Source organism: Streptomyces sp. NPDC104367 (assembly GCF_055583825.1).
The window spans coordinates 170,822-190,834 of record NZ_JBVJND010000005.1; the positions used below are offsets into that span (position 1 = coordinate 170,822).

Annotated in this window: 12 protein-coding genes and 3 pseudogenes; 5 read left to right on the forward strand and 10 right to left on the reverse strand. The window is 70.1% G+C overall.

The features are described from left to right. Positions 1-132: 132 nt before the first annotated feature. Together acs and ACZ619_RS09830 are read right to left on the reverse strand one after the other, a co-directional pair. Positions 133-2,091 carry an acetate--CoA ligase gene (gene acs / locus ACZ619_RS09825; protein WP_469596404.1) on the reverse strand — a complete coding sequence of 653 codons (1,959 nt, stop codon included), beginning with the start codon at positions 2,089-2,091 and terminating at the stop codon, positions 133-135. A 232-nt stretch (positions 2,092-2,323) separates the two neighbouring features. Then, positions 2,324-4,738, reverse strand: coding sequence for a SulP family inorganic anion transporter (locus ACZ619_RS09830; RefSeq protein ID WP_469596407.1), 2,415 nt, complete (start codon positions 4,736-4,738; stop codon positions 2,324-2,326). A 338-nt stretch (positions 4,739-5,076) separates the two neighbouring features. Here ACZ619_RS09830 and ACZ619_RS09835 point away from each other — a divergent pair, with 338 nt between their 5' ends. After that, positions 5,077-6,339 (forward strand): polysaccharide deacetylase family protein, encoded by a 1,263-nt coding sequence (locus ACZ619_RS09835; RefSeq protein WP_469596409.1) that lies wholly within the window; start codon positions 5,077-5,079, stop codon positions 6,337-6,339. A gap of 45 nt (positions 6,340-6,384) precedes the next feature. On the opposite strand, the gene ACZ619_RS09840 is transcribed toward ACZ619_RS09835, so the two are convergent. Continuing rightward, the gene (locus ACZ619_RS09840; protein ID WP_469596412.1) at positions 6,385-7,365 is read right to left on the reverse strand and encodes an ATP-binding protein; all 981 of its coding nucleotides are present in this window, start codon (positions 7,363-7,365) and stop codon (positions 6,385-6,387) included. Between the two features lie 100 nt (positions 7,366-7,465). Here ACZ619_RS09840 and ACZ619_RS09845 point away from each other — a divergent pair, with 100 nt between their 5' ends. Next, positions 7,466-8,290 carry a Fic family protein gene (locus tag ACZ619_RS09845; protein ID WP_469596414.1) on the forward strand — a complete coding sequence of 275 codons (825 nt, stop codon included), beginning with the start codon at positions 7,466-7,468 and terminating at the stop codon, positions 8,288-8,290. A gap of 342 nt (positions 8,291-8,632) precedes the next feature. On the opposite strand, the gene ACZ619_RS09850 is transcribed toward ACZ619_RS09845, so the two are convergent. Continuing rightward, positions 8,633-9,457, reverse strand: a complete 825-nt coding sequence (locus tag ACZ619_RS09850) for an HAD family hydrolase (RefSeq protein ID WP_469596415.1) — start codon at positions 9,455-9,457, stop codon at positions 8,633-8,635. A 582-nt stretch (positions 9,458-10,039) separates the two neighbouring features. On the opposite strand from ACZ619_RS09850, the gene ssd reads away from it, so the two are divergent. Both ssd and ACZ619_RS09860 read left to right on the forward strand, forming a co-directional pair. Next, on the forward strand, positions 10,040-11,137 hold the full coding sequence (gene ssd, locus ACZ619_RS09855; protein WP_469596418.1) for a septum site-determining protein Ssd: 1,098 nt from the start codon (positions 10,040-10,042) through the stop codon (positions 11,135-11,137). Continuing rightward, a pseudogene (locus tag ACZ619_RS09860) lies at positions 11,134-12,012 on the forward strand (TadA family conjugal transfer-associated ATPase); the annotation flags it as partial. The gene ssd and the pseudogene ACZ619_RS09860, both read left to right, overlap by 4 nt. Before the next feature lie 468 nt (positions 12,013-12,480). Here ACZ619_RS09860 and ACZ619_RS09865 read toward each other — a convergent pair. The 5 genes and pseudogenes from ACZ619_RS09865 to ACZ619_RS09885 form a co-directional block, all read right to left on the reverse strand. After that, a pseudogene (locus ACZ619_RS09865) lies at positions 12,481-13,297 on the reverse strand (IS630 family transposase); the annotation flags it as partial. 70 nt (positions 13,298-13,367) lie between these two features. Further along, positions 13,368-13,511, reverse strand: a pseudogene (locus ACZ619_RS09870) (IS701 family transposase); the annotation flags it as partial. A 286-nt stretch (positions 13,512-13,797) separates the two neighbouring features. Further along, a complete protein-coding gene (locus ACZ619_RS09875; RefSeq protein WP_469596421.1) occupies positions 13,798-14,292 on the reverse strand; it encodes a 2,4'-dihydroxyacetophenone dioxygenase family protein in 495 nt (164 codons plus the stop codon). A 49-nt stretch (positions 14,293-14,341) separates the two neighbouring features. Continuing rightward, a complete protein-coding gene (locus ACZ619_RS09880; protein WP_469596423.1) occupies positions 14,342-15,886 on the reverse strand; it encodes a UxaA family hydrolase in 1,545 nt (514 codons plus the stop codon). Between the two features lie 121 nt (positions 15,887-16,007). Further along, entirely contained in the window at positions 16,008-17,033 is a 1,026-nt protein-coding gene (locus ACZ619_RS09885; RefSeq protein WP_469596425.1) for a zinc-dependent alcohol dehydrogenase, read from the reverse strand. Between the two features lie 461 nt (positions 17,034-17,494). Here ACZ619_RS09885 and ACZ619_RS09890 point away from each other — a divergent pair, with 461 nt between their 5' ends. Continuing rightward, complete coding sequence (locus ACZ619_RS09890; protein WP_469596427.1) at positions 17,495-18,739, forward strand: MFS transporter; 1,245 nt, start codon at positions 17,495-17,497, stop codon at positions 18,737-18,739. Positions 18,740-18,932: 193 nt separating this feature from the next. Here ACZ619_RS09890 and ACZ619_RS09895 read toward each other — a convergent pair whose 3' ends face one another. Then, on the reverse strand, positions 18,933-19,679 hold the full coding sequence (locus ACZ619_RS09895; protein ID WP_469596430.1) for a FadR/GntR family transcriptional regulator: 747 nt from the start codon (positions 19,677-19,679) through the stop codon (positions 18,933-18,935). Positions 19,680-20,013 lie beyond the last annotated feature (334 nt).

Below are 20,013 nucleotides of genomic sequence, written 5' to 3' on the forward strand. Positions count from 1 at the left end.
CGTGAGGGTCACGCGTTTCTCGCCCAGGTTACCCAAGGTGAGTCGGGGGTTGCCAGGTGTGTCTCACGGTAGGTGCAAAAGGGGCGCCCGGCGCGTTCCACGCCGGGCGCCCCTCGGGCCGTGCCGTCCGGGTCAGTCCTCGCTGGGCGCCGCCGGGAGCTTCGCCTGGATGAGGTCCATGACCGTGGAGTCGGTCAGCGTCGTCACGTCACCGAGCTGGCGGTTCTCGGCGACGTCGCGCAGCAGTCGGCGCATGATCTTGCCGGAGCGGGTCTTCGGCAGCTCCGCCACCGGCAGCACCCGCTTCGGCTTGGCGATCGGGCCGAGCGTGGCGCCGACGTGGTTGCGCAGGGCGTTGACCAGCCCCTCGTCCTCGGCGTTCGCCGTGCCGCGCAGGATCACGAAGGCGACGATCGCCTGCCCGGTCGTCTCGTCCGCCGCGCCCACCACGGCCGCCTCGGCGACCGACGGGTGGGAGACCAGCGCCGACTCCACCTCGGTCGTCGAGATGTTGTGCCCGGAGACGAGCATGACGTCGTCCACCCGGCCGAGCAGCCAGATGTCGCCGTCGTCGTCCTTCTTCGCGCCGTCACCGGCGAAGTACCTGCCCTCGAACCGCGACCAGTACGTGTCCAGGAACCGCTGGTCGTCGCCCCAGATGGTGCGCAGCATCGACGGCCACGGCTCGGTCAGCACCAGGTAGCCGCCACCGCCGTCGGGCACCTCCTGCGCCTCGTCGTCGACCACCGTCGCCGAGATGCCGGGCAGCGGGGTCTGCGCCGAACCGGGCTTGGTCGAGGTGACGCCCGGCAGCGGCGAGATCATCATCGCGCCGGTCTCGGTCTGCCACCAGGTGTCCACGATCGGCGTCCGGTCGGCGCCGATGTGCTTGCGGTACCAGATCCAGGCCTCGGGGTTGATGGGCTCGCCCACCGAACCGAGCACCCGCAGGCTGCTCAGGTCGAACTTCGCGGGGATGTCGTCGCCCCACTTCATGAACGTCCGGATCGCCGTCGGCGCCGTGTACAGGATCGTCACCCCGTACTTCTGCACGATCTCCCAGAACCTGCCCTGGTGCGGGGTGTCCGGGGTGCCCTCGTACATCACCTGCGTCGCGCCGTTGGCCAGAGGCCCGTACACGATGTAGGAGTGGCCGGTCACCCAGCCGACGTCGGCCGTGCACCAGTACACGTCCGTCTCCGGCTTGAGGTCGAACACCGCCCAGTGGGTGTACGACGTCTGGGTGAGGTAGCCGCCCGAGGTGTGCAGGATGCCCTTCGGCTTACCCGTCGTCCCTGACGTGTAGAGGATGAAGAGCGGGTGCTCGGCGTCGAAGGCCTCCGGCGTGTGCTCGGCCGGCTGCCGGTCGACGATCTCGTGCCACCACACGTCCCGTGTGTCGTCCCAGGCCACTTCCTGCCCGGTGCGCCGGACGACCAGCACGTGCTCGACGTTGTCCACCTTGCCGACCGCCTCGTCCACGGCCGGCTTGAGCGCGGACGGCTTGCCGCGCCGGTAGCCGCCGTCGGAGGTGATGACGACCCTGGCGTCCGCGTCCTGGATGCGGGTGGCGAGCGCGTCCGCCGAGAAGCCGCCGAAGACCACGGAGTGGGCGGCGCCGATCCGGGCGCAGGCGAGCATCGCGACCGCCGTCTCCGGGATCATCGGCATGTAGACCGCGACCCGGTCCCCGGCCCGGACCCCCAGCTCCAGCAGGGCGTTCGCGGCTCTGGAGACCTCGTCCTTGAGTTCGGCGTAGGTGATCGCCCGGCTGTCGCCGGGCTCGCCCTCGAAGTGGATGGCGACCCGGTCGCCGTTCCCGGCCTCCACGTGCCGGTCCACGCAGTTGTATGCGACGTTGAGCTCGCCGTCCTTGAACCACTTCGCGAACGGCGGGTTCGACCAGTCCAGCGTCTCGGTCGGCTCCTTGGCCCAGGTCAGCCGGCGGGCCTGCTCGGCCCAGAAGCCGAGCCTGTCAGCCTTGGCCTGTTCGTACGCCTCGGCCGTGACATTGGCGTTCTCGGCCAGGTCAGCGGGCGGCGCGAAGCGTCGCTCCTCCCTCAAGAGGTTGGCCAGGCTTTCGTTGCTCACGACATCTCCCTTTCGAAGGGTGTCCGTTGTGTCCCAGGCCACAGCTCATCAGACCCGGGGGTCCGGTGACAAGGGCCGTCGAAAAATTGGTTTAGACCTGTTGGGTGCGGCGGACGCGGCAGGCGTGCCGGGTCCGTCGGCTCAGGTCATACCCCGGTTCGACGGCGCCGATCACGCCCGCTCCTGTCGGTACCGGCCCGGACGGCACCGACGGTCTCCCGCCGCTTCGTCCTCAGGCCGGACTGCGCACCTCCTCCGCGCCCGGTACCCCCTCGAACACCTCCGCCTCCTCCCGTGCCCCGGTCCGGCCCAGCAGGTACGCCTGCGCCTCGCCCACGTGGAAGTACATCCCCTGCAGCTCCAGCGTGCCCGCCGCCAGCGCCCGCGCCACCGAGTCGTGGGCCCGCAGGTGCTCCAGCTGCTGGACCACGTTGGTCAGGCAGAGCCGCTCCACCGTGTCCGCCGGGGCCCGCCCGGCCAGCCGGACCCGGGGCCGGCCGCCGTCGGCCAGCCGCTCCAGGCTCGGCAGCCCGTGCCGCAGCCACCGCTTCAGCGGGGTCGTCCCGCCCCCGGACCCGGAGTCCAGCAGTGCCTGCATCGCCCCGCACCCGGAGTGCCCGCACACCGTGATGGACCGCACCTTCAGCACGTCCACCGCGTACTCGATCGCGGCCGCCACCGAGTCGTCGCCGTTCTCCTCACCCGGAAGAGGGACCAGGTTGCCGACGTTGCGCACCACGAACAGGTCACCCGGGCCACTGGAAGTGATCATCGAGGTGACGAGCCGCGAGTCGGCACAGGTGAGGAAGAGCTGAGAGGGCCGCTGCCCCTCCCGCGCCAGCCGGGCCAGCTCGTCCCGCACCAGCGGCGCGGTGTCGCGCTGGAACACGCCGATCCCGTGCGCCAGTTCATGACCGGCGCCGGCTGCTCGGTGCGCGCCTCTGCTCCCGAGGCCGAAACCATGCCGCTGGCTCTGCCCGTGCGCGTGGCCGTGGCCGTGGCCGGGTCCGTGTCTGTGGCCGAGCCACTGTCGGTGGTCGTGTCCTTGCCGGTGGCCGTACTCCGGTGAACGGACGCCCGCGCGGCAGCCGGTCAGTTCGGCGGTGCCGCCCTGCGCGGTGTGGGCCCTGCGCCAGTCCCGCAGTGACTCGTACGCCGCGTGGTCCATGAACGAACCGTCCAACTCCACCACGGCGTGGGCGCCCTGGGGTACGAGATGCAGGACTCTGCTGAGCCGGGGAACCGCGAGGAACGTCAACTGCCCGGTGACGTGTACGTGGTGGACTCCTCCCTTCTCTTCGTGGGTGACGCGGGTACGGGCGAGGCGGTGCAGGGCGAGGGCGACGGCCACGGCGACCCCGAGGACCACGCCCTCCAGGACCCCGAGGAGAACCACGCCGAGTGTGGTGACGGCGTACACCAGCACTTCGCGGTGGCGGGTCACCGTGCGGATGTGGTGCAGGGACACCATCTGGATGCCGACGGCCATCACCAGGGCGGCGAGCGAGGCGAGCGGGATGAGATCCAGGACCGGGACCATCAGCAGCGCGGCGACTACTACGAGAACGCCGTGCAGCATCGTGGAGTTCCGGCTCACGGCACCGGATCGCACATTCGCCGAACTCCGCACCGCGACCCCGGCGACCGGCAGCCCGCCGAGCGCGCCGGAGACGATGTTGGCCGCGCCCTGGCCGAGCAGCTCCCGGTCCAGTTCGGAGCGGCCGACCCGGGACTGCGGTCCGGTGCTCCCGGCCACCAGCTTGTCCACGGCGACCGCGCCGAGCAGCGACTGCACACTGCACACCAGCGTGGTGGTGAGCACGGCGGCGACGAGGCCGAGCACCGGCCCCTCGGGCAGCCCCGCCAGGGCGTGGCTGCTCCAGGAGGGCAGGTCGACCCGGGGCAGGGAGAGCCCGGCGAGCGAGGCGGTCGCGGTCGCGCCGGCGACGGCGACCAGGGCGGCCGGGACCGCGCGCAGCCGACGGCCGACGCGGCCGGGGACGCGCGGCCAGCCCAGCAGCAGCACCAGGGTCAGCGCGCTCATCGCCGCCGCGGCGGGGTGCAGGTGGGCCAACTGGGCGGGCAGCGCGCGCACGTTGGCGAGGACCGAGCTCTGCGGGGTGCCGCCGAGGACGATGTGCAGCTGGGCGACGGCGATGGTGACACCGATGCCGGCGAGCATGCCGTGCACCACGGCCGGGCTGACGGCGAGCGCGGTGCGGGCCACGCGCAGGCAGCCCAGGCCCAGTTGAGCGAGCCCGGCGAGGACGGTGATGCCGCAGGTGGCCCGCCAGCCGTAGCGGTGGATCAGATCGGCGGTGACCACGGTGAGCCCGGCGGCCGGGCCGCTGACCTGGAGCGGGCAGCCGCCGAGCCGTCCGGCGACCAGCCCGCCGACGGCGGCCGCGACCAGGCCCGCCTGGAGCGGGGCGCCGGTGGCGAGGGCGATGCCGAGGGACAGCGGCAGGGCGATCAGGAACACCGCGACGGACGCGGACAGGTCGGCACCCTCGACGGAGAAACGGCGGCGCGGGGGTGCGGGTGGGTGGGGTGGCCGGCCGGTGCCGGCGGGGCTCTCTGGGCCCGCCGCTCCGGCTCGGGCCAGGGCGAGGCTCTCGGGGTGCGTGGGTACGCAGGCTGAGGACATGTTCCCGTCTCCTCCGGGGCAGCGCGGTCGCGGAACAGGGGGTCCCCTCGCCGGGGGGCGGGGGCTCGGTCGCGGCCGTGGGTCACGGCGTGCAGTGGCGGGATAAATCAACGTTCGGTAAACGAATCGTAATGCAGAGTAAAGGTCAGGCATGGATTTTCGGCGCAAATGGGGCACCTCTTCAGCCTGCCGGGTGAAGTGAGCAGTTCATCGGCTTGTCGTATTAATCCCTCTCTCGGTCCTGTGCGACCTTGGCGGCGCTGTCGGCACATACCCGGCACATCGCCATAAAACGCCGTCAACGGCGTTCGCCGAGAGAAGGAAGAAGGTGGGCGGAATTGGCCGCCACCCAGAGGATCGCCGCCGGCGCCGTGGCCGCCGCGGCCTGTGCCGCGTCGCTGGCCGGTTGCGCGACCGGCACCAACTCCAAGGAAGGAACGTCCGGGCCGCAGAAGGGAGCGCCGGCGCCCCAGAGCGTGGTCCGTCTGATCGGTGACGGCTCCACGGCGTACACCGGGGCGCAGCCGCACCAGCCGCAGCCGGAGAAGCTCAAGGCCGGCGAGAAGCCCCCGCAGTTCGTGGTGTTCTCCTGGGACGGCGCGGGCGAGGACAGCCAGAAGCTGTTCTCGCACTTCCGCAAGGTCTCCAAGGAGAACAACGCGACCATGACGTACTTCCTCAGCGGCGTGTACATGCTGCCCGAGGAGAAGAAGGACCTCTACCGGCCCCCGCAGCACTCGCCCGGCCGCTCCGAGATCGGCTTCAACGACCAGCAGGGCATCACCGACACGGTGAAGCAGCTCCGCCTGGCCTGGCTGGAGGGCAACGAGATCGGCACCCACTTCAACGGGCACTTCTGCGGCCCCGACGGCGGGGTCGGCCAGTGGTCCGTGGCGGAGTGGAAGAGCGAGATCGCCCAGGCCAAGCAGTTCGTGAAGACCTGGAAGACCAACACCGGCCTGAAGAGCGCCGCACCGCTGCCCTTCGACTACGACAAGGAGCTGATCGGCGCCCGCACCCCCTGCCTGGAGGGGCAGAAGAACTTCATGAAGGCGGCCCGCCAGCTGGGCTTCCGCTACGACACCAGCGGGGTCAACGACCAGGTCTGGCCCAAGAAGAAGGAGGGGCTGTGGGACCTGTCGATGCAGCTCGTGCCCTTCCCCGGCCACACCTACGAGCAGCTGACCATGGACTACAACTTCATGGTCAACCAGTCCGGCACCCAGACCCAGGGCGACCCCGACAAGTTCGCCTACTGGGGCGACCAGATGCGTGACGGCCTGCTCCAGGGCTTCAACCGCGCCTACAACGGCAACCGGGCGCCGCTCGTCATCGGCAACCACTTCGAGTCCTGGAACGGCGGCACCTACATGCGCGCCGTCGACGAGGTCGTCCAGGACGTGTGCAACAAGCCCGACGTGCGCTGCGTCTCCTTCCACCAGCTGGCCGACTGGCTGGACGCCCAGGACCCGCAGGTCCTGTCGAAGCTGCGCACCCTGAACGTGGGCGAGGCCCCGCGGCAGGGCTGGGCGTCCTTCCTCTCCGGTCACCCCGCCCCGGCGCCGAAGGGGGTGCCCGGGGCGCCGGCGGTCAAGCAGTAGGCGGCGGGCGGGGCTGGCGACCCGGCCGCGGAGCGCCCACCTCCGTCAGGCCGGAGCCGCCACTTCCTCACCCAGTACGAAGCCGGGGTCGACCTGCGCGGCCAGGTCGGCCCCGGTGCGTTCGTTGCCCCACGACTCGGCGTTCTTCAGGTGGAAGTGGACCATCTGCCGGGTGTAGCGCTCCCAGTCCCGCAGCTCGTACGTCGCGTCGGCGGCGGCCTTGAGGGAGTGCAGGGCGCGGGAGTTGGCGTCCTCCAGGAGCTCGAACCGCGGCGGACGGCCCTTCTCCATGGCGCGCACCCAGTCCGAGTGCCCGACCGTCACCAGCAGGTCGTCCCCGACCTCCGCGCGGAGGAAGTCGACGTCGTCCTGTCCCTGCACCTTGTTGCCGACGACCTTCAGCGCCACGCCGAAGTCCCGGGCGTACTCCTTGTACTGGCGATAGACGGAGACTCCCTTCCGGGTCGGCTCGGCGACGAGGAACGTGATGTCGAAACGGGTGAACATGCCGGAGGCGAAGGAGTCCGAGCCCGCCGTCATGTCCACCACGACGTACTCGTCGGGGCCGTCCACGAGGTGGTTCAGGAACAGCTCCACCGCTCCGGTCTTGGAGTGGTAGCAGGAGACACCCAGGTCGGCTTCCGTGAAGGACCCGGTGACCATCAAACGGACGGCGCCGCCGTCGAGTTCCACCGGCCGCGCACAGGCGTCGTACACCGCGTTGGGCTCCCGCACCCCGACCAGCCGTGAGCCCCCGCCGGGCGGGGTGGTCTTGATCATCGTCGCGGCGGAGGCGATGCGCGGGTTGTGGCCGCGCAGGTAGTCCTTGATCAGGGAGAGCCGGTCGCCCATCGCGGGCAGCGCCGCCGACTCCCTCTCGTCGAGGCCGAGCGCGGGGCCCAGGTGTTGGTTGATGTCGGCGTCGACGGCCACGACCGGCGCGCCGGCGGCCGCGAGATGGCGGATGAACAGGGAGGAGAGCGTGGTCTTGCCGCTGCCGCCCTTCCCGACGAAAGCAATTTTCATGTTCACGAAGAGTAGTCGCGTGATAGCTTTACGTGTCAGGTGAAGTGAAGAAGACCACTCCTTCGTGGAGCGCGGCGGCGAGGTGCGTAGTGTCGTACTCATGAGTACGACAGGTGCGACCGCCGATCCGCTCGCGGCCCTGGGGTCGCTGCCCGGTGTGGCCGGGTCGGTGGAGTCCGTGCGCAAGTCGGTGGACCGGGTCTACGGGCACCGGGTCATGCGGCGCCGCAGCAACGCCGTCACCTCCGAGGCCGCGCTGCGCGCCGCCCGGGCCAGTGCCGCCCTGTCCGGGGCGGACTGGGCGCTGGAGGAGGTGCGGCGGCGCTCCGACTTCGGTGTGGACGGCGAGGCGCGCGTGGTGGGCGCGGCCCTGCGGCTGACCGCCGAGGCGGGCCAACTGCTGTCCATCTGGAGGCAGTCGCCGCTGCGCGTGCTGGCCAGGCTGCACCTGGTGGCGGCCGCGACGGCCGGCGCCGAGGTCGGCCGGCCGCGCCAGGCCGGCGAGGCCGTCGACGAGCCGTTGATCGAGCTGGCGCTGCCGGACGCCGACGAGGTGTCGGGACGCCTCGAAGGGCTCTCCCGGCTGGTCATCGCGGGGAGCTCGGCGCCCGCCCTGGTGACGGCCGCCGTCGTGCACGGCGAACTGCTCGCGCTGCGGCCCTTCACCTCGTGCAACGGGCTGGTTGCGCGCGCGGCCGAGCGGATCGTGCTGATCAACAGCGGTCTGGACCCCAAGGCGATCTGCCCCGCCGAGGTGGGCCACGCCGAACTGGGCCGCGCCGCCTATGCGGCGGCGCTGGACGGCTATGTCTCGGGGACTCCGGAGGGCATGGCGGCCTGGATCGCGCACTGCGGCCGGGCGGTCGAGCTGGGCGTGCGCGAGTCGACGGCGGTGTGCGAGGCGCTCCAGCGCGGCGCGGCGTAAAAGCCCGGGGTGGCCCAAAAGGGTTGCGGCGGTACGAGTTCTCGTACCGCCGCTGGCATGTTCACCCGGTTACCAAGCGTCCTCGATATGTCGCCCATCAGGCCGGGAACTTCTGCCCGTGACCTGGTGCGGCTGGCCCGTAATCGACGGGTCGACGTCGCGTGGGTGCCCGGTGTCCATGCTGGGTCCGTGGGGCCAAATGCGTTTTGAAGGGGATCCTCTCGGATGTCCTTTGGTCTCGCGGGCCGCTAACCCCTTTGTACTGCAAGCCCGGAGCAATCGGAACCCCTGCCTACAGTTCTTTACTTTCAGGTTCAAAGGTGCATGAAAGGGGCGGGCCGCTCAGGCCACCGAGTTCCGGCGCCGGCTCGCGTACCAGACCAGGCCCGCGGTGGCCGCCGCCGCTCCTATCGCCGCCGCGGCGACCAGGGCCGGGCGGGGCGGCGCGGAGATCCGCTGCTTGAGCCGTACCGGACGGTGGAAGTCCAGGATCGGCCAGCCGCGCGCGACCGCCTCGCGGCGCAGCGCCCGGTCCGGGTTCACCGCGTGCGGATGTCCCACGGCCTCCAGCATCGGCACGTCGGTCGCCGAATCGCTGTAGGCGTAACAGCGGTCGAGGTCGTACCCCTCGGAGGCGGCCAGCTCGCGGACGGCCTCGGCCTTGGTCGGGCCGTAGGCGTAGTACTCCACCTCGCCGGTGTAGCAGCCGTCGTCGCCGACGACCATGCGGGTGGCCACCACCCGGTCGGCGCCCAGAAGTTCGCCGATCGGCTCGACCACCTCGGCGCCCGAGGTGGACACGATGACGACGTCCCGGCCGGCCCGGTGGTGCTCCTCGATGAGGGAGGCCGCCTCGTCGTAGATGATCGGGTCGATCAGGTCGTGCAGGGTCTCGGCGACGATCTCCTTGACCTGCTGGACATTCCAGCCACGGACGAGGTCGGACAGGTACGCGCGGGTGCGCTCCATCTGGTCGTGGTCCATACCGCCGACCATGAAGACGAACTGCGAGTACGCGGTCCGCAGTGCCGCCCTGCGGTTGATCAGACCGCCTTGGTAGAACGACTTGCTGAAGGTGAGCGTGCTCGACTTCGCAATGACCGTCTTGTCCAGGTCAAAGAAGGCCGCTGTGCGGGGCAAGGAGTGGTTTTCCACGCCCCCGAGCATAGGCGCCCACCATTCGGCGTAAGGTGGGGCGCGTGGGTTTGCCTGAGAGGGCTCTCGGGTACACCATGGAAGTCACGGATCGTTCGCGACCGTGCTAACCCGGTCCGGCTCCTCCCCCCCCGAGTCGGCCGTGGAGACGACCCCCACTCTCCCCCCCGGTGGGGGTCGTCGCATGTCCGGGTGGGTTTTCCTCCTTCTTCGCGGGCCGCGAGGCCTTGGTCGGGCGGCTTCGGCCGCTCTTCTCGCATGTCCATGATTCATCACGCTGAGTAGTCGCGAGGCTGCTCTGTGGAAGTCGCACAGAGCCCAGAACGGGCCTCACCGGTATGGGTGACAGCGATATTCACAACCATCGAGTTGTCCACAGTTCTGGACCAAGATCCACACGATTTCCGGGTTCGTCGCACCGTGATTCCAGCGCGCTCCGGCGGCGGCGAGTTCATGGCCGGTTCCGATTGCCGGGCGCCTATGGCCGGTTTCCACCGGCCGTGCATATGGGGCCGCTCGCCGGCTCTTCGCAGGTTTGGGAATCGCGGGGCCGCAGGGGCACCGCGCGAGAACACAGCCAAGGGGGAAGCTCACGTGGCCGGAACTGTCACCCAGGATCCGCCGTCCGCCGCCCCGGGACGGCCCGGACGCCCGATGATCGTCACCGAGGACACCGAACTCCTCGACGACCTGCTGCGCCTGTGCGCCGCCGCCGGTGCCAAGCCCGAGGTCCACCACGGACTGCCGGAACGCGGCGGAGGCTGGGAGTCCGCCCCGCTCGTCCTGGTCGGCGACGACGCCGCGCGGCGGGTCCGCGGGGCCGCGCGCCGACGCGGGGTGGTGCTGGTCGGCCTCGACCAGGACGACCCCGACGTGTGGAAGCGGGCCGTGGAGATCGGCGCGGACCACGTCCTGATGCTGCCCGACGGCGAGCAGTGGCTCGTGGACCGCATCGCCGACGTCGTCGAGGGCGTCGGCCGCCCGGCCCTCACCGTCGGCGTCATCGGCGGCCGCGGCGGGGCCGGCGCCTCCACGCTGGCCTGCGCGCTCGCCGTCACCTCCGCGCGGGAGGGCCTGCGCACCCTCCTGGTGGACGCCGATCCGCTGGGCGGCGGACTCGACGTCCTCCTCGGCTGCGAGACCGCCGAGGGCCTGCGCTGGCCCGCCTTCGCCGCCTCGCGCGGCCGGCTCGGCAGCGGCGCCCTGGAGGAGTCGCTGCCCGAACTCCACTCGCTGCGCGTCCTCAGCTGGGACCGCGGCGACAGCGTGGCCGTCCCGCCGCCCGCCGTCCGCGCGGTGCTCGCCGCCGCCCGCCGCCGCGGCGGCACGGTCGTCGTCGACCTGCCGCGCCGCCTGGACGCCGAGGTCGCCGAGGTCCTCACCCAGCTCGACCTCGCCGTCCTGGTCGTCCCCGCCGAACTCCGCGCGGTCGCCGCCGCCGGACGGGTGGCGGCCACCGTCGGCATGGTCGTCCGCGATCTGCGGGTGGCGGTACGGGGGCCGTACGCGCCCGGACTCGACGACCGCGAGGTGGCCCGGCTGCTCGGCCTGCCGCTCGTCGGCGAGATCCCGGGCGAACCGGGCCTGTCCCGGCCGCACCGCAAACCGCCGGGCGCCGCCGCGCGCGGAGCGCTGGCCCGCTTCTGCAAGGGCTTCTGGGAGCGGACCCTGGTCGAGGCGGGTGGCGTATGAGGCCCTCCACCACCGCCCCGGACGGCCCGGCGCTGCTGGACGGGGTACGGCGCTGGCTGGTCGAGAGCGGCGCCGAACCGACACCGGCGCGCGTGGCGCAGGCACTGCGCGAACAGGGCCGGGTGCTCGGCGACGCCGAAGTCCTCGGCGCGGCCGAACGACTGCGCTCCGAACTGGTCGGCAGCGGCCCCCTGGAACCCCTGCTGGCCGACCCCACGGTCACCGACGTGCTGGTCACCGCCCCGGACCGGGTCTGGGTGGACCGCGGCGGCGGCCTGGAACTGACACCGGTCGCCTTCCCCGACCCGGCGGCGGTACGGCGCCTCGCGCAGCGGCTGGCCGCCGTGGCGGGCCGGCGCCTGGACGACGCCCGCCCCTGGGCCGACGCCCGGCTGCCCGACGGCACCCGTCTGCACGCGGTCCTGCCCCCGGTGGCGGTCGGCTGCACCTGCCTGTCCCTGCGGGTCGTACGGCCCCGGGCGTTCACCCTCGACGAACTGGTGGCGGCCGGCACCGTGCCGCCCGGCGGCGACCGGATCCTGCGCGCCCTCCTGGCGGCCCGGCTGTCCTTCCTGGTGAGCGGGGGCACCGGCACCGGGAAGACGACCTTGCTGAGCGCCCTGCTCGGGCTGGTCGGACCGGGCGAGCGGATCGTGCTCGCCGAGGACTCGGCGGAGCTCAGGCCCGAACACCCGCATGTCGTACGGCTGGAGAGCAGACCCGCCAACCAGGAGGGCGCGGGCCTGGTCACCCTGGAGGACCTGGTCCGGCAGGCGCTGCGGATGCGCCCCGACCGGCTGGTCGTCGGCGAGGTGCGCGGCCGTGAGGTGGTCGATCTCCTGGCCGCGCTCAACACCGGCCACGAGGGCGGCTGTCGGGTGGCTCTGAAGATTTCAGTAGCGCACGAATCAGTTCAGTGAAGATTTCAGTAACGCACAAAAGATTTCAGTGCGATCACCGAGCGTGATTACACTTCGCTCTTGCGTGATGCTGGTGTCGGCGACGCCAGTTCGACCAGTGCAGGGCGTGTGCCGGATCGGTGTCCTGGCGGGGCCTTGGCAGGGCGAAGGCCCGGAACAGTGCGAGGAGTTCGCGCGGGCTGACGGGCACCATGGCCAACTCGCCGTCGGGGTCGGCGGGGTGGGCGCGTTGGCGCTCGTGGAGGGCGCCGACGGCCAGGAGTGCGTAGGCGCGGTGCACCTCTCCTATGTGAGTGCCGGCCGGTGTCGAGGTGGGCCTCTTGGCTCCCTGGAACTGAACGTCCGAACCCTCCCTCGGCGACACCGACACCATGCCTGATCAGCGGAAACTCAGCGATCACGTCCGGAAAGACAACGGCTTCTGACGTGCGTGTTTAAGTTGTCCCAGACCAGAACGATGGGGACGTCGAGCTGCTGGTGTGCGGCATCCGGCAGGCGGGCGTAGTCGGTCTCGGTGAAGCCCTTGCGGCGGCTCATGGCGGTTCCACGGTCGAGGTGGATCGGTAGACCAGCTGGGGCCGGTGGCCGGACTGGATGCAGATCAGCGCGGCCATCGAGGCCCGTTTGGTGCCCGCGGCGGTGACCCGCACCACCGGCGTGTGGCCCCGGCGGCCCCAGTTGCGGCCCTTGGGCGGCCTCAGGCCCTGGCCGGCTTCGTCCTCAAAGCAGAGCCAGGCGCCCAAGTCCGCCGCCCTCTTTTTATGACGGGCCACTGCTCTTCCTTCCAGGCGGCGATCTTCGCCTCGTCCCGCTCGGTGGCCTTCCGGGAGGGGACCTGCACGCTCCAGCCGATGCGGTGCAGCAGCAGGTCCAGCCCGGCCAGGGTGTACGCGACGCCGAACCGGCGGCGCACGATCTCGGCGATCCTCGCCAGCGTCCAGCACTGGTCACTCCAGCCGTAGGCTGCGGGCCCGGCATCCAACACCGCCTGAAGAAGGCGGAGTTGTCCTGCGTCGAGCTTGCAGCGGGCGCCGCCGGGACCCTTGGAGACCAGGGCCTGCCGACCGCCCGAAGCCAACGCCCGCCGCCAGCGATTCGCCGACATCCGGGTCACCCTGAACCGCCGGGCCACCTCCCGGTCACTGACTCCCGCCTCGATCAGATCGGCGGCCGCCAGCCGCACCCGCTCACGCCGATCCCGCTCCTCAGCCGTCAGCCCTCCGCCATCGGGATACCTCATCCCTCCGGCATAGCGCGGTTCACGACAGTCGTCACGGCCCGACGTAACCCGCACCGTTAAAGATCTCTAGCTTGCGGGCCACCGGGGCGAGCAGCCCGCGTATGTAGTCACGCATGCGGCGGCGGAGCTCCACTCGGCTGAAGCGGTGGCCGATGGTCAGGAAGAGATCGTCCAGTTCGAGGTCCCACTGCGCGGCGGCATACTCGGTGATCACCTTGGGAGGCTGCCCCGCCGCTGTCACTACCTGCGGCGTTGTCGCACGATCGAGGGGCGGTCTCCGTGAGATGGCCCCCGCACGGTCGATGTCCCGCTACACTCCCGCCACCCGGCGAAAGACCAGGTCAGACAGCGAAATCCTGCTGGAGTACTAAATTGGCACACCCGCTGAGGCCAGCACGAAGGGCCCGCCCCCCCAGGCGTTCGAGCCGGTAACGAGGGGGCGGGCCGGTCGCCTGGGGGTGTCCGCCTGTCGGCGCAGAGTGCCGGTGGCGGCGTGCCTTTCAGCGACGGAACTGGTCGGCGTACTCCGCTCCGAGGCCGTTGCTCTCGTAGTGCGCCCGGCACATCTCCAGCTTGGTGAAGGCGTCTTCATAGCCGACCTGGTGGCCCTTGTCGTCGAGGTAGACCATGGCGCCGGTGATGTTGAAGAAGGTGATCATCTCCTGGCAGTCCTCGGGGACTCGGAGTGTGTGGATCTCGCCCGGCGGCTCGTAGACGAAGCCGCCTTCCTCGGCCGTCCACTCGTGCTCGTCGTACTTCCACTTCCCCTTGAGGACGTATCCGACGACGATTCCGGGGTGCCGGTGGCGGGAGACGATCCCGGACCGGGTCACCTTCAGCAGGTTGCACCACTGGCCGGTGACCGTGTTGATGAACAGCGGCCGGAAGAAGACACCGGGCGCCTGTGGGACCCAGGCGCGGTCGTCGTCGGGCAGTGCGGCGACCGCGATCTCCTCCGGGATGCCGGTCGACACCTGGATGCTGTGCGTGCTCATGAGAACTCCTTCGTTGCTGTGGGGATGGTGTTGGCTGGTTGCCCGTGGGTCACATGACCGTGCCGAGATGCCAGGGCACGAACTCCTCCTCGCCGTATTCGAGGTCCTCGCTCTTGGTGTGCTCACCGGAGGCTGTGCGGAGGATGGCCTGGAAGATCTCTTCGCCCAGTTCGTCGACGGTCTTTTCGCCGTCGGCGATGCTGCCGCAGTTGATGTCCATGTCCTCGGACATGTGGTCGTACAGGGCGGTGTTGGTGGCGAGTTTGAGGCTGGGAACTGGGGTTGCTCCGAAGGCGGAGCCGCGTCCGGTGGTGAAGCAGAACGCGTTGGCGCCGCCCGCGATGATGCCGGTGACCGACACCGGGTCGTAGCCGGGCGTGTCCATGAAGACGAAGCCCGGGCTGGTGATGGGGGCGGCGTAGTCGAGAACCTGTCGCAGCGGGGTCGTGCCACCCTTCGCGACGGCGCCGAGCGCCTTTTCCAGGATGGTCGTGATGCCGCCCGCCTTGTTCCCGGGTGACGGGTTGTTGTTCATGGAGCCGCCGTTCTGCGCGGTGTACTCCTTCCACCACTCGATGCGGCTGAGCAGTTTCTCCCCGACGTGACGGTCGGTGGCGCGGCGCACCAGCATGTGTTCGGTGCCGTAGATCTCCGGGGTCTCCCCCACCACTCCGGTACCGCCGTTCCTCACCAGACGGTCCACCGCAGCACCCAGGGCAGGGTTGGCCGTGATGCCGGAGAAGGAGTCGGAGCCGCCGCAGTTGGTGCCGAGGATGAGTTTGTCGGCCGTCACCGTGGTGCGCCGTGCGGAGTCGGCTTCTGCCAGCATGTCGCTGAGCCGTGCGATGCCTTCCCGGACAGTTTTCCGGGTGCCGCCGAGTTCCTGGATGGTGCTGGTGAACACCGGCAGTCCGGGGCGGAGGTCGACGTCGGCGGTGAGATCGAGGATCTGGTTCGTCTCGCAGCCCAGGCCGAGCACGAGGAATCCTGCGAAGTTCGGGTGGGTGAGGTAGCCCCGCATGACCCGACGGAGGATCTCGATGCCCTCGCCGTCGGCGGCCATCCCGCATCCCGTGCCGTGGGTGAGCGCGACCACCCCGTCGACGTGGGGGTAGTCCTGCAACAGACCCGACTGCCGGACCTGCTGGGCGATGGTTTTGGCGGCGGTGGCCGAGCAGTTGACCGTGGTGAGGATGCCGAGCATGTTGCGGGTGCCGACCTTGCCGTCGGAACGGACGTACCCCTGGAACGTTGCCCGCTGCTCTTGCGGGAGCGGGGCGTCGATACGGGCGTCGACCCCGAAGTCGTAGGCGCGTTCGAACTCGCGGTACTCCATGTTGTGCAGGTGGATGTGGTCGCCGCGAGCGATGTCGCTTGCGGCGAAGCCGATGATCTGCCCGTAGCGGTGCACGGCGTCGCCGGCCGGCAGGTCGCGAAGGGCGATCTTGTGACCGCGCGGGACGGCTGCGCGGGCGACGACGTCCTGGTCGTCGATGCGGACACGGTCGCCTGCCAGCAGGTCCGATCCGGCGATGGCGACGTCGTCGTCACGGTGCAGCCTGGCGGCACGGGCTTGGACATGAACGGTACTCATGGCTTTCCTTTTTGTTGTTCGGGCGGGTGTGTGCCGGCAAGGGGCCACGGGTCGGCGGGGACGGCGGCATCGGTCGCAGGACGCGCCGGGTCACGAGGCCGGACCGACGGTCCCGGCACGATCAGCCAGCCGCCCCCGCGACGTCGACCAGGACCTTCATCTCCTCGCCCCGCTCCAGGGCCGCGAACGCCTTCGCGGTCTCCTCAAGCGGTACGACACGGGTGATGAGGCGTTCCGCCGGCACCACCCCGTCAGTGAGCAGCCCGATCGCTTCGGTGAAGTCCGGGCGCTCGTAGACACGGGCACCGATCAGCCGTTGTTCTCTCCAGAACACCTGCTTGAGATCCACCGGCCGGGGCTCGGGGTGGATGGCGACGACGACGATCGTCCCGCGCACCTTCGTCAGGTCTGTGCTGCTGAGGACGGCCGGGGCGGCGCCCGACACCTCGAAGACGACATCGGCTCCGGCTCCGCCGGTCCACTCCCCGACCCGCGCGGGCACGTCGTCCTCGCGCGGATCGTAGACAGTGAATCCCAGCTCGGCGGCGACCGCCCGGCGGGCGGGGTCGAGCTCGACGAGCACGGCCTGTGCGCCGATGTGCCGGGCGACGACGGCGATCAGCAGCCCGATGGGGCCGCCGCCGATGACGACGGCCCGGTCACCGGCGGACAGTTCGGCGCGGCGTACGTCGTGGACGGCGACGGCAACCGGTTCCACCAGGGCGGCATGCCGCAGGCTCAGCGTTTCGGGGAGCGGGATCACGCGATCCGCGCGCACGTTCCAGCGGGTCTGGAGGGCACCGGGCGAGTCGATGCCGATGAAGATGAGGCTCTGGCACACATGTCGGTGTCCTGCCAGGCAGGCGGGACATGTGCCGTCCCAGTCCAGCGGCATGACGGTGACGGGTTGGCCGGTGTGGAAACCCGTGGCTCCCTCGCCCAGCGCGGCCACGACGCCGCTCATCTCATGGCCGATCGCCATCGGCGCCTGAACCCGTGTGTCCATGTGTCCGTGCAGGATGTGCAGGTCGGTACCGCACAGTCCGGTATAGGCCACCTCGATCTGCACTTCGCCCGGCCCCGGCGGCTCGACCGTCTGCCGAACCACCGATATCTCGCCGCCGCCCACGTACTGCGCTGTCTTCACGTCGGTCGCCCTTCGCTCCCTCGGCTGTGTGCCGGGGACGCCACCATGCACCGAATCATCTAATGAATCAACCCCTCAGTGTCGAGAAATCGCCTTGCGTACCCCCTTGGCCCCTCAATACATCAGATGTATCGTCGTCCCGCCTCGACTGACAAGAACCAGCCACAGTCGACGGAGTGGCCCGAACCCGGTCCCGGCAACACCGACGCGGCATCGGCCTCACCTGGCCACCGGGGCATGTCGGCGGACCGCGAGCGAGGCGCCGGTGCGTGCCGCGGAGGGGAGGGATGCCCGCATACACGCCAGTCCCCTTTGCCGCATCTCAGCGAATACTTCACACTCTGTCCACATTGGAAGCTCAAGGAGGAGCTCTCATGGCGGAACAATCTCCAGGCATAGCCGCAACGGCGTCACGTCCCCATCCGGGCGGACCGGCCGGCCGACGCACCAACGTGCGTTGGATGGTCGTCGGCATGTGCTTCCTGGGCACAGCGGTCAACTATCTGGACCGGGCCACCATCTCGGTCGCGATGCCCGAGATCGTCAAGGAGTTCAGCCTCTCGCACACCGTGGAAGGGCTGCTCCTGGGATCCTTCTTCTGGACATATGCGATCTTCCAGTTGCCGGCGGGGCACTTCGTCGACCGGATCGGCGCACGGGTCATGTACACGGTGGCGGCGGTGTGGTGGTCCGTCTTCACCGCGCTCACCGCGGTGGCCGGCGGAGTCACCTCACTGTTCGGCTACCGGATCGGACTGGGCATCGGCGAGAGTGCCGCCTATCCGGCCAACGCGAAAGTCGTGAGCCAGTGGTTCCCCAAACGTGAGCGCGCGCTGGCCAGCAGCATCTACGACAGCGGTTCCCGGTTCGGCAGCGCCATGGCCCTTCCGCTGGTCGCGTTCGTGGTGACCGCGCTGGGCTGGCGGGGCGCCTTCGTCGTCACCGGCACCATCGGGCTCGCGTGGGCCGTCGGCTGGTACCTGTGGTACCGGGACGTGCACGAGAACCCCCGCCCTTCCACCGCGGAACTCGCCTATATCGACGACGGCGGCGCACGAACCGAGCAGGCTGAGAGCGGTTCCGTCCTGCGCTGGCGGGAGTTGTTCCGCTACCGCACCGTGTGGGGCATGATGCTGGGCTTCTTCTGCTTCAACTTCGTCAACTACTTCTTCATTACCTGGTTCCCCAGCTATCTCACCAATGCCCGCGGGTTCACGCTCCTGAAGGCCGGCTTCTTCGGCATGATTCCGGGCCTTGTCGCTATCGTCGGCGGTTGGTTCGGGGGCTGGTTCTCCGACCGGCTGTATGAGCGGACGGGCGATCTGAACAAGGCCCGCAAGATCTGTCTCGTCTCCGGTCTGCTTTTCTCCTCGGTGATCGCCCTCGCAGTGATCGTGCCCACCGCCTCCCAGGCACTGGTCCTGTTGTCGATCGCGTACGCCGGACTGACCTTCACAGGCGCGAGCGTGTGGTCGCTCCCCGCCGACGTGGCCCCCACCAGCGGCCAGGTCGCCTCACTCGGCGGCATCCAGAACTTCGCGTCCAACCTCGCCGGTGTCGGCAGCCCCCTGCTCGTCGGCCTGCTCTACGACCTGACCGGCTCGTTCGTGCTACCGCTGACCGTCGTCGGGGGCATCGCCATCGCGGGCGCGCTGACCTACGCCCTCGTGATCAAGCGGATCGAGCCGTTGGCGCTACCGGTGTAACGGCCACCATCCGGACCTGCAACGACCGGGCGACGAGTGCGGACGCGCCGCGCGGTCCACGGGCTCGCGGGGGGGGCACCGCGCACGTCCGAAGGCCGCACCACCGGCCCCCGCTTTGCAGGTCACCCGGACAAGAGGGCAGCCTGGCACCCCGACCGCGGCGCTCCCGGCGGTGCCGGCCCAGGACAACCGCTCAGGCGGGCTCGGCCGTGTCGGCTCCGGCGTGGTCGGCGAGATACTGCTCGGTCTCCAGCAGGTGGATGCCCATACGCAGCCGTGCGGCCTCGGGGTCCCGTCGTCGCAGGGAGTCCAGGATCTGCTCATGCTCGCGGTGGGTGCGCGCCTCGGCGCCCTGTTCGTCGATCGCACGCCACAGCCGGCCGCGGACCGTCCTGCTCGACAGCGCCTCGATCAAGGCTGCCAGCGTCGCGCTGCCGCAGGCCCCGGCCACCACCCGGTGGAACTCTATGTCGGCCTGCATGACCGCCTCGTGGGTGGCCTCGGGCGTACCGACGACGGCCCCGATGGATTCGAGCACCGATGCCGCCCTGGCCAGCTCCCCGTCGGTGATCCTGACTGCGGCGCGCCCCGCCGCTTCCACTTCCAGAAGACGGCGGATGGAATGGAGATCCGCGAAGTCCTCACTCTGGTAGAGATCGATAAGGAACCCCATCTGTCCCAGCAGCGCGCCCGGTTGAAGGTCGGTGACATAGGTCCCGGCTCCCTGCCTGGTGTCCAGCACCCCGTTCATGGCTAGTACGCGGACGCCCTCACGCAGAGAGCCCCGGGACACACCGAGCCGGTCGGCGAGGTCCTGCTCGATGGGGAGCCGGGAGCCGGGCCTCAGTTCGCCGTCAAGGATCATCTTTTTGATGCCGTCGATGACGGCCGATGCCTGGGAGCGGGAGGGATGCGGGTCGAACGACTGACCAGTGGACACCTCTGCATAGTACCCACGGGCCCGGACGCAAAGCGGGCTGCGGGGGACGGCCGCCCCTCCCCGCCCACGCCGTCAGAGGTCCGGAGGCAGATTGCGAGCGTGACGCTCTGGATGGTCGAGGCAGGAACCCGTGCCGAGTCGGGCAGGGCCTTGCGAGAACGCATCACAGCCTGGCAGGCGGCGCACGTCCTGGCGGAGGTCGAGACGTAGAACTATCGATGTCCCGCTACACTCCCGCCACCCGGCGAAAAGAACAGGTCAGACAGCGAAATCCCGCTGGAGTACTAGTGCGTCCCGCCTTGCCGAGACGGACTCAACGCGATCAAAATCGAAC

Excerpts from the sequence above, each read along its gene's own strand:
- ACZ619_RS09840 (WP_469596412.1), bottom strand. The coding sequence starts at position 7,365 with ATGAAAATTGCTTTCGTCGGGAAGGGCGGCAGCGGCAAGACCACGCTC.
- ACZ619_RS09830 (WP_469596407.1), bottom strand. The coding sequence starts at position 4,738 with ATGTCCTCAGCCTGCGTACCCACGCACCCCGAGAGCCTCGCCCTGGCC.
- ACZ619_RS09880 (WP_469596423.1), bottom strand. The coding sequence starts at position 15,886 with ATGAGTACCGTTCATGTCCAAGCCCGTGCCGCCAGGCTGCACCGTGAC.
- ACZ619_RS09845 (WP_469596414.1), top strand. The coding sequence starts at position 7,466 with ATGAGTACGACAGGTGCGACCGCCGATCCGCTCGCGGCCCTGGGGTCG.
- ACZ619_RS09875 (WP_469596421.1), bottom strand. The coding sequence starts at position 14,292 with ATGAGCACGCACAGCATCCAGGTGTCGACCGGCATCCCGGAGGAGATC.
- ACZ619_RS09890 (WP_469596427.1), top strand. The coding sequence starts at position 17,495 with ATGGTCGTCGGCATGTGCTTCCTGGGCACAGCGGTCAACTATCTGGAC.
- ACZ619_RS09850 (WP_469596415.1), bottom strand. The coding sequence starts at position 9,457 with ATGCTCGGGGGCGTGGAAAACCACTCCTTGCCCCGCACAGCGGCCTTC.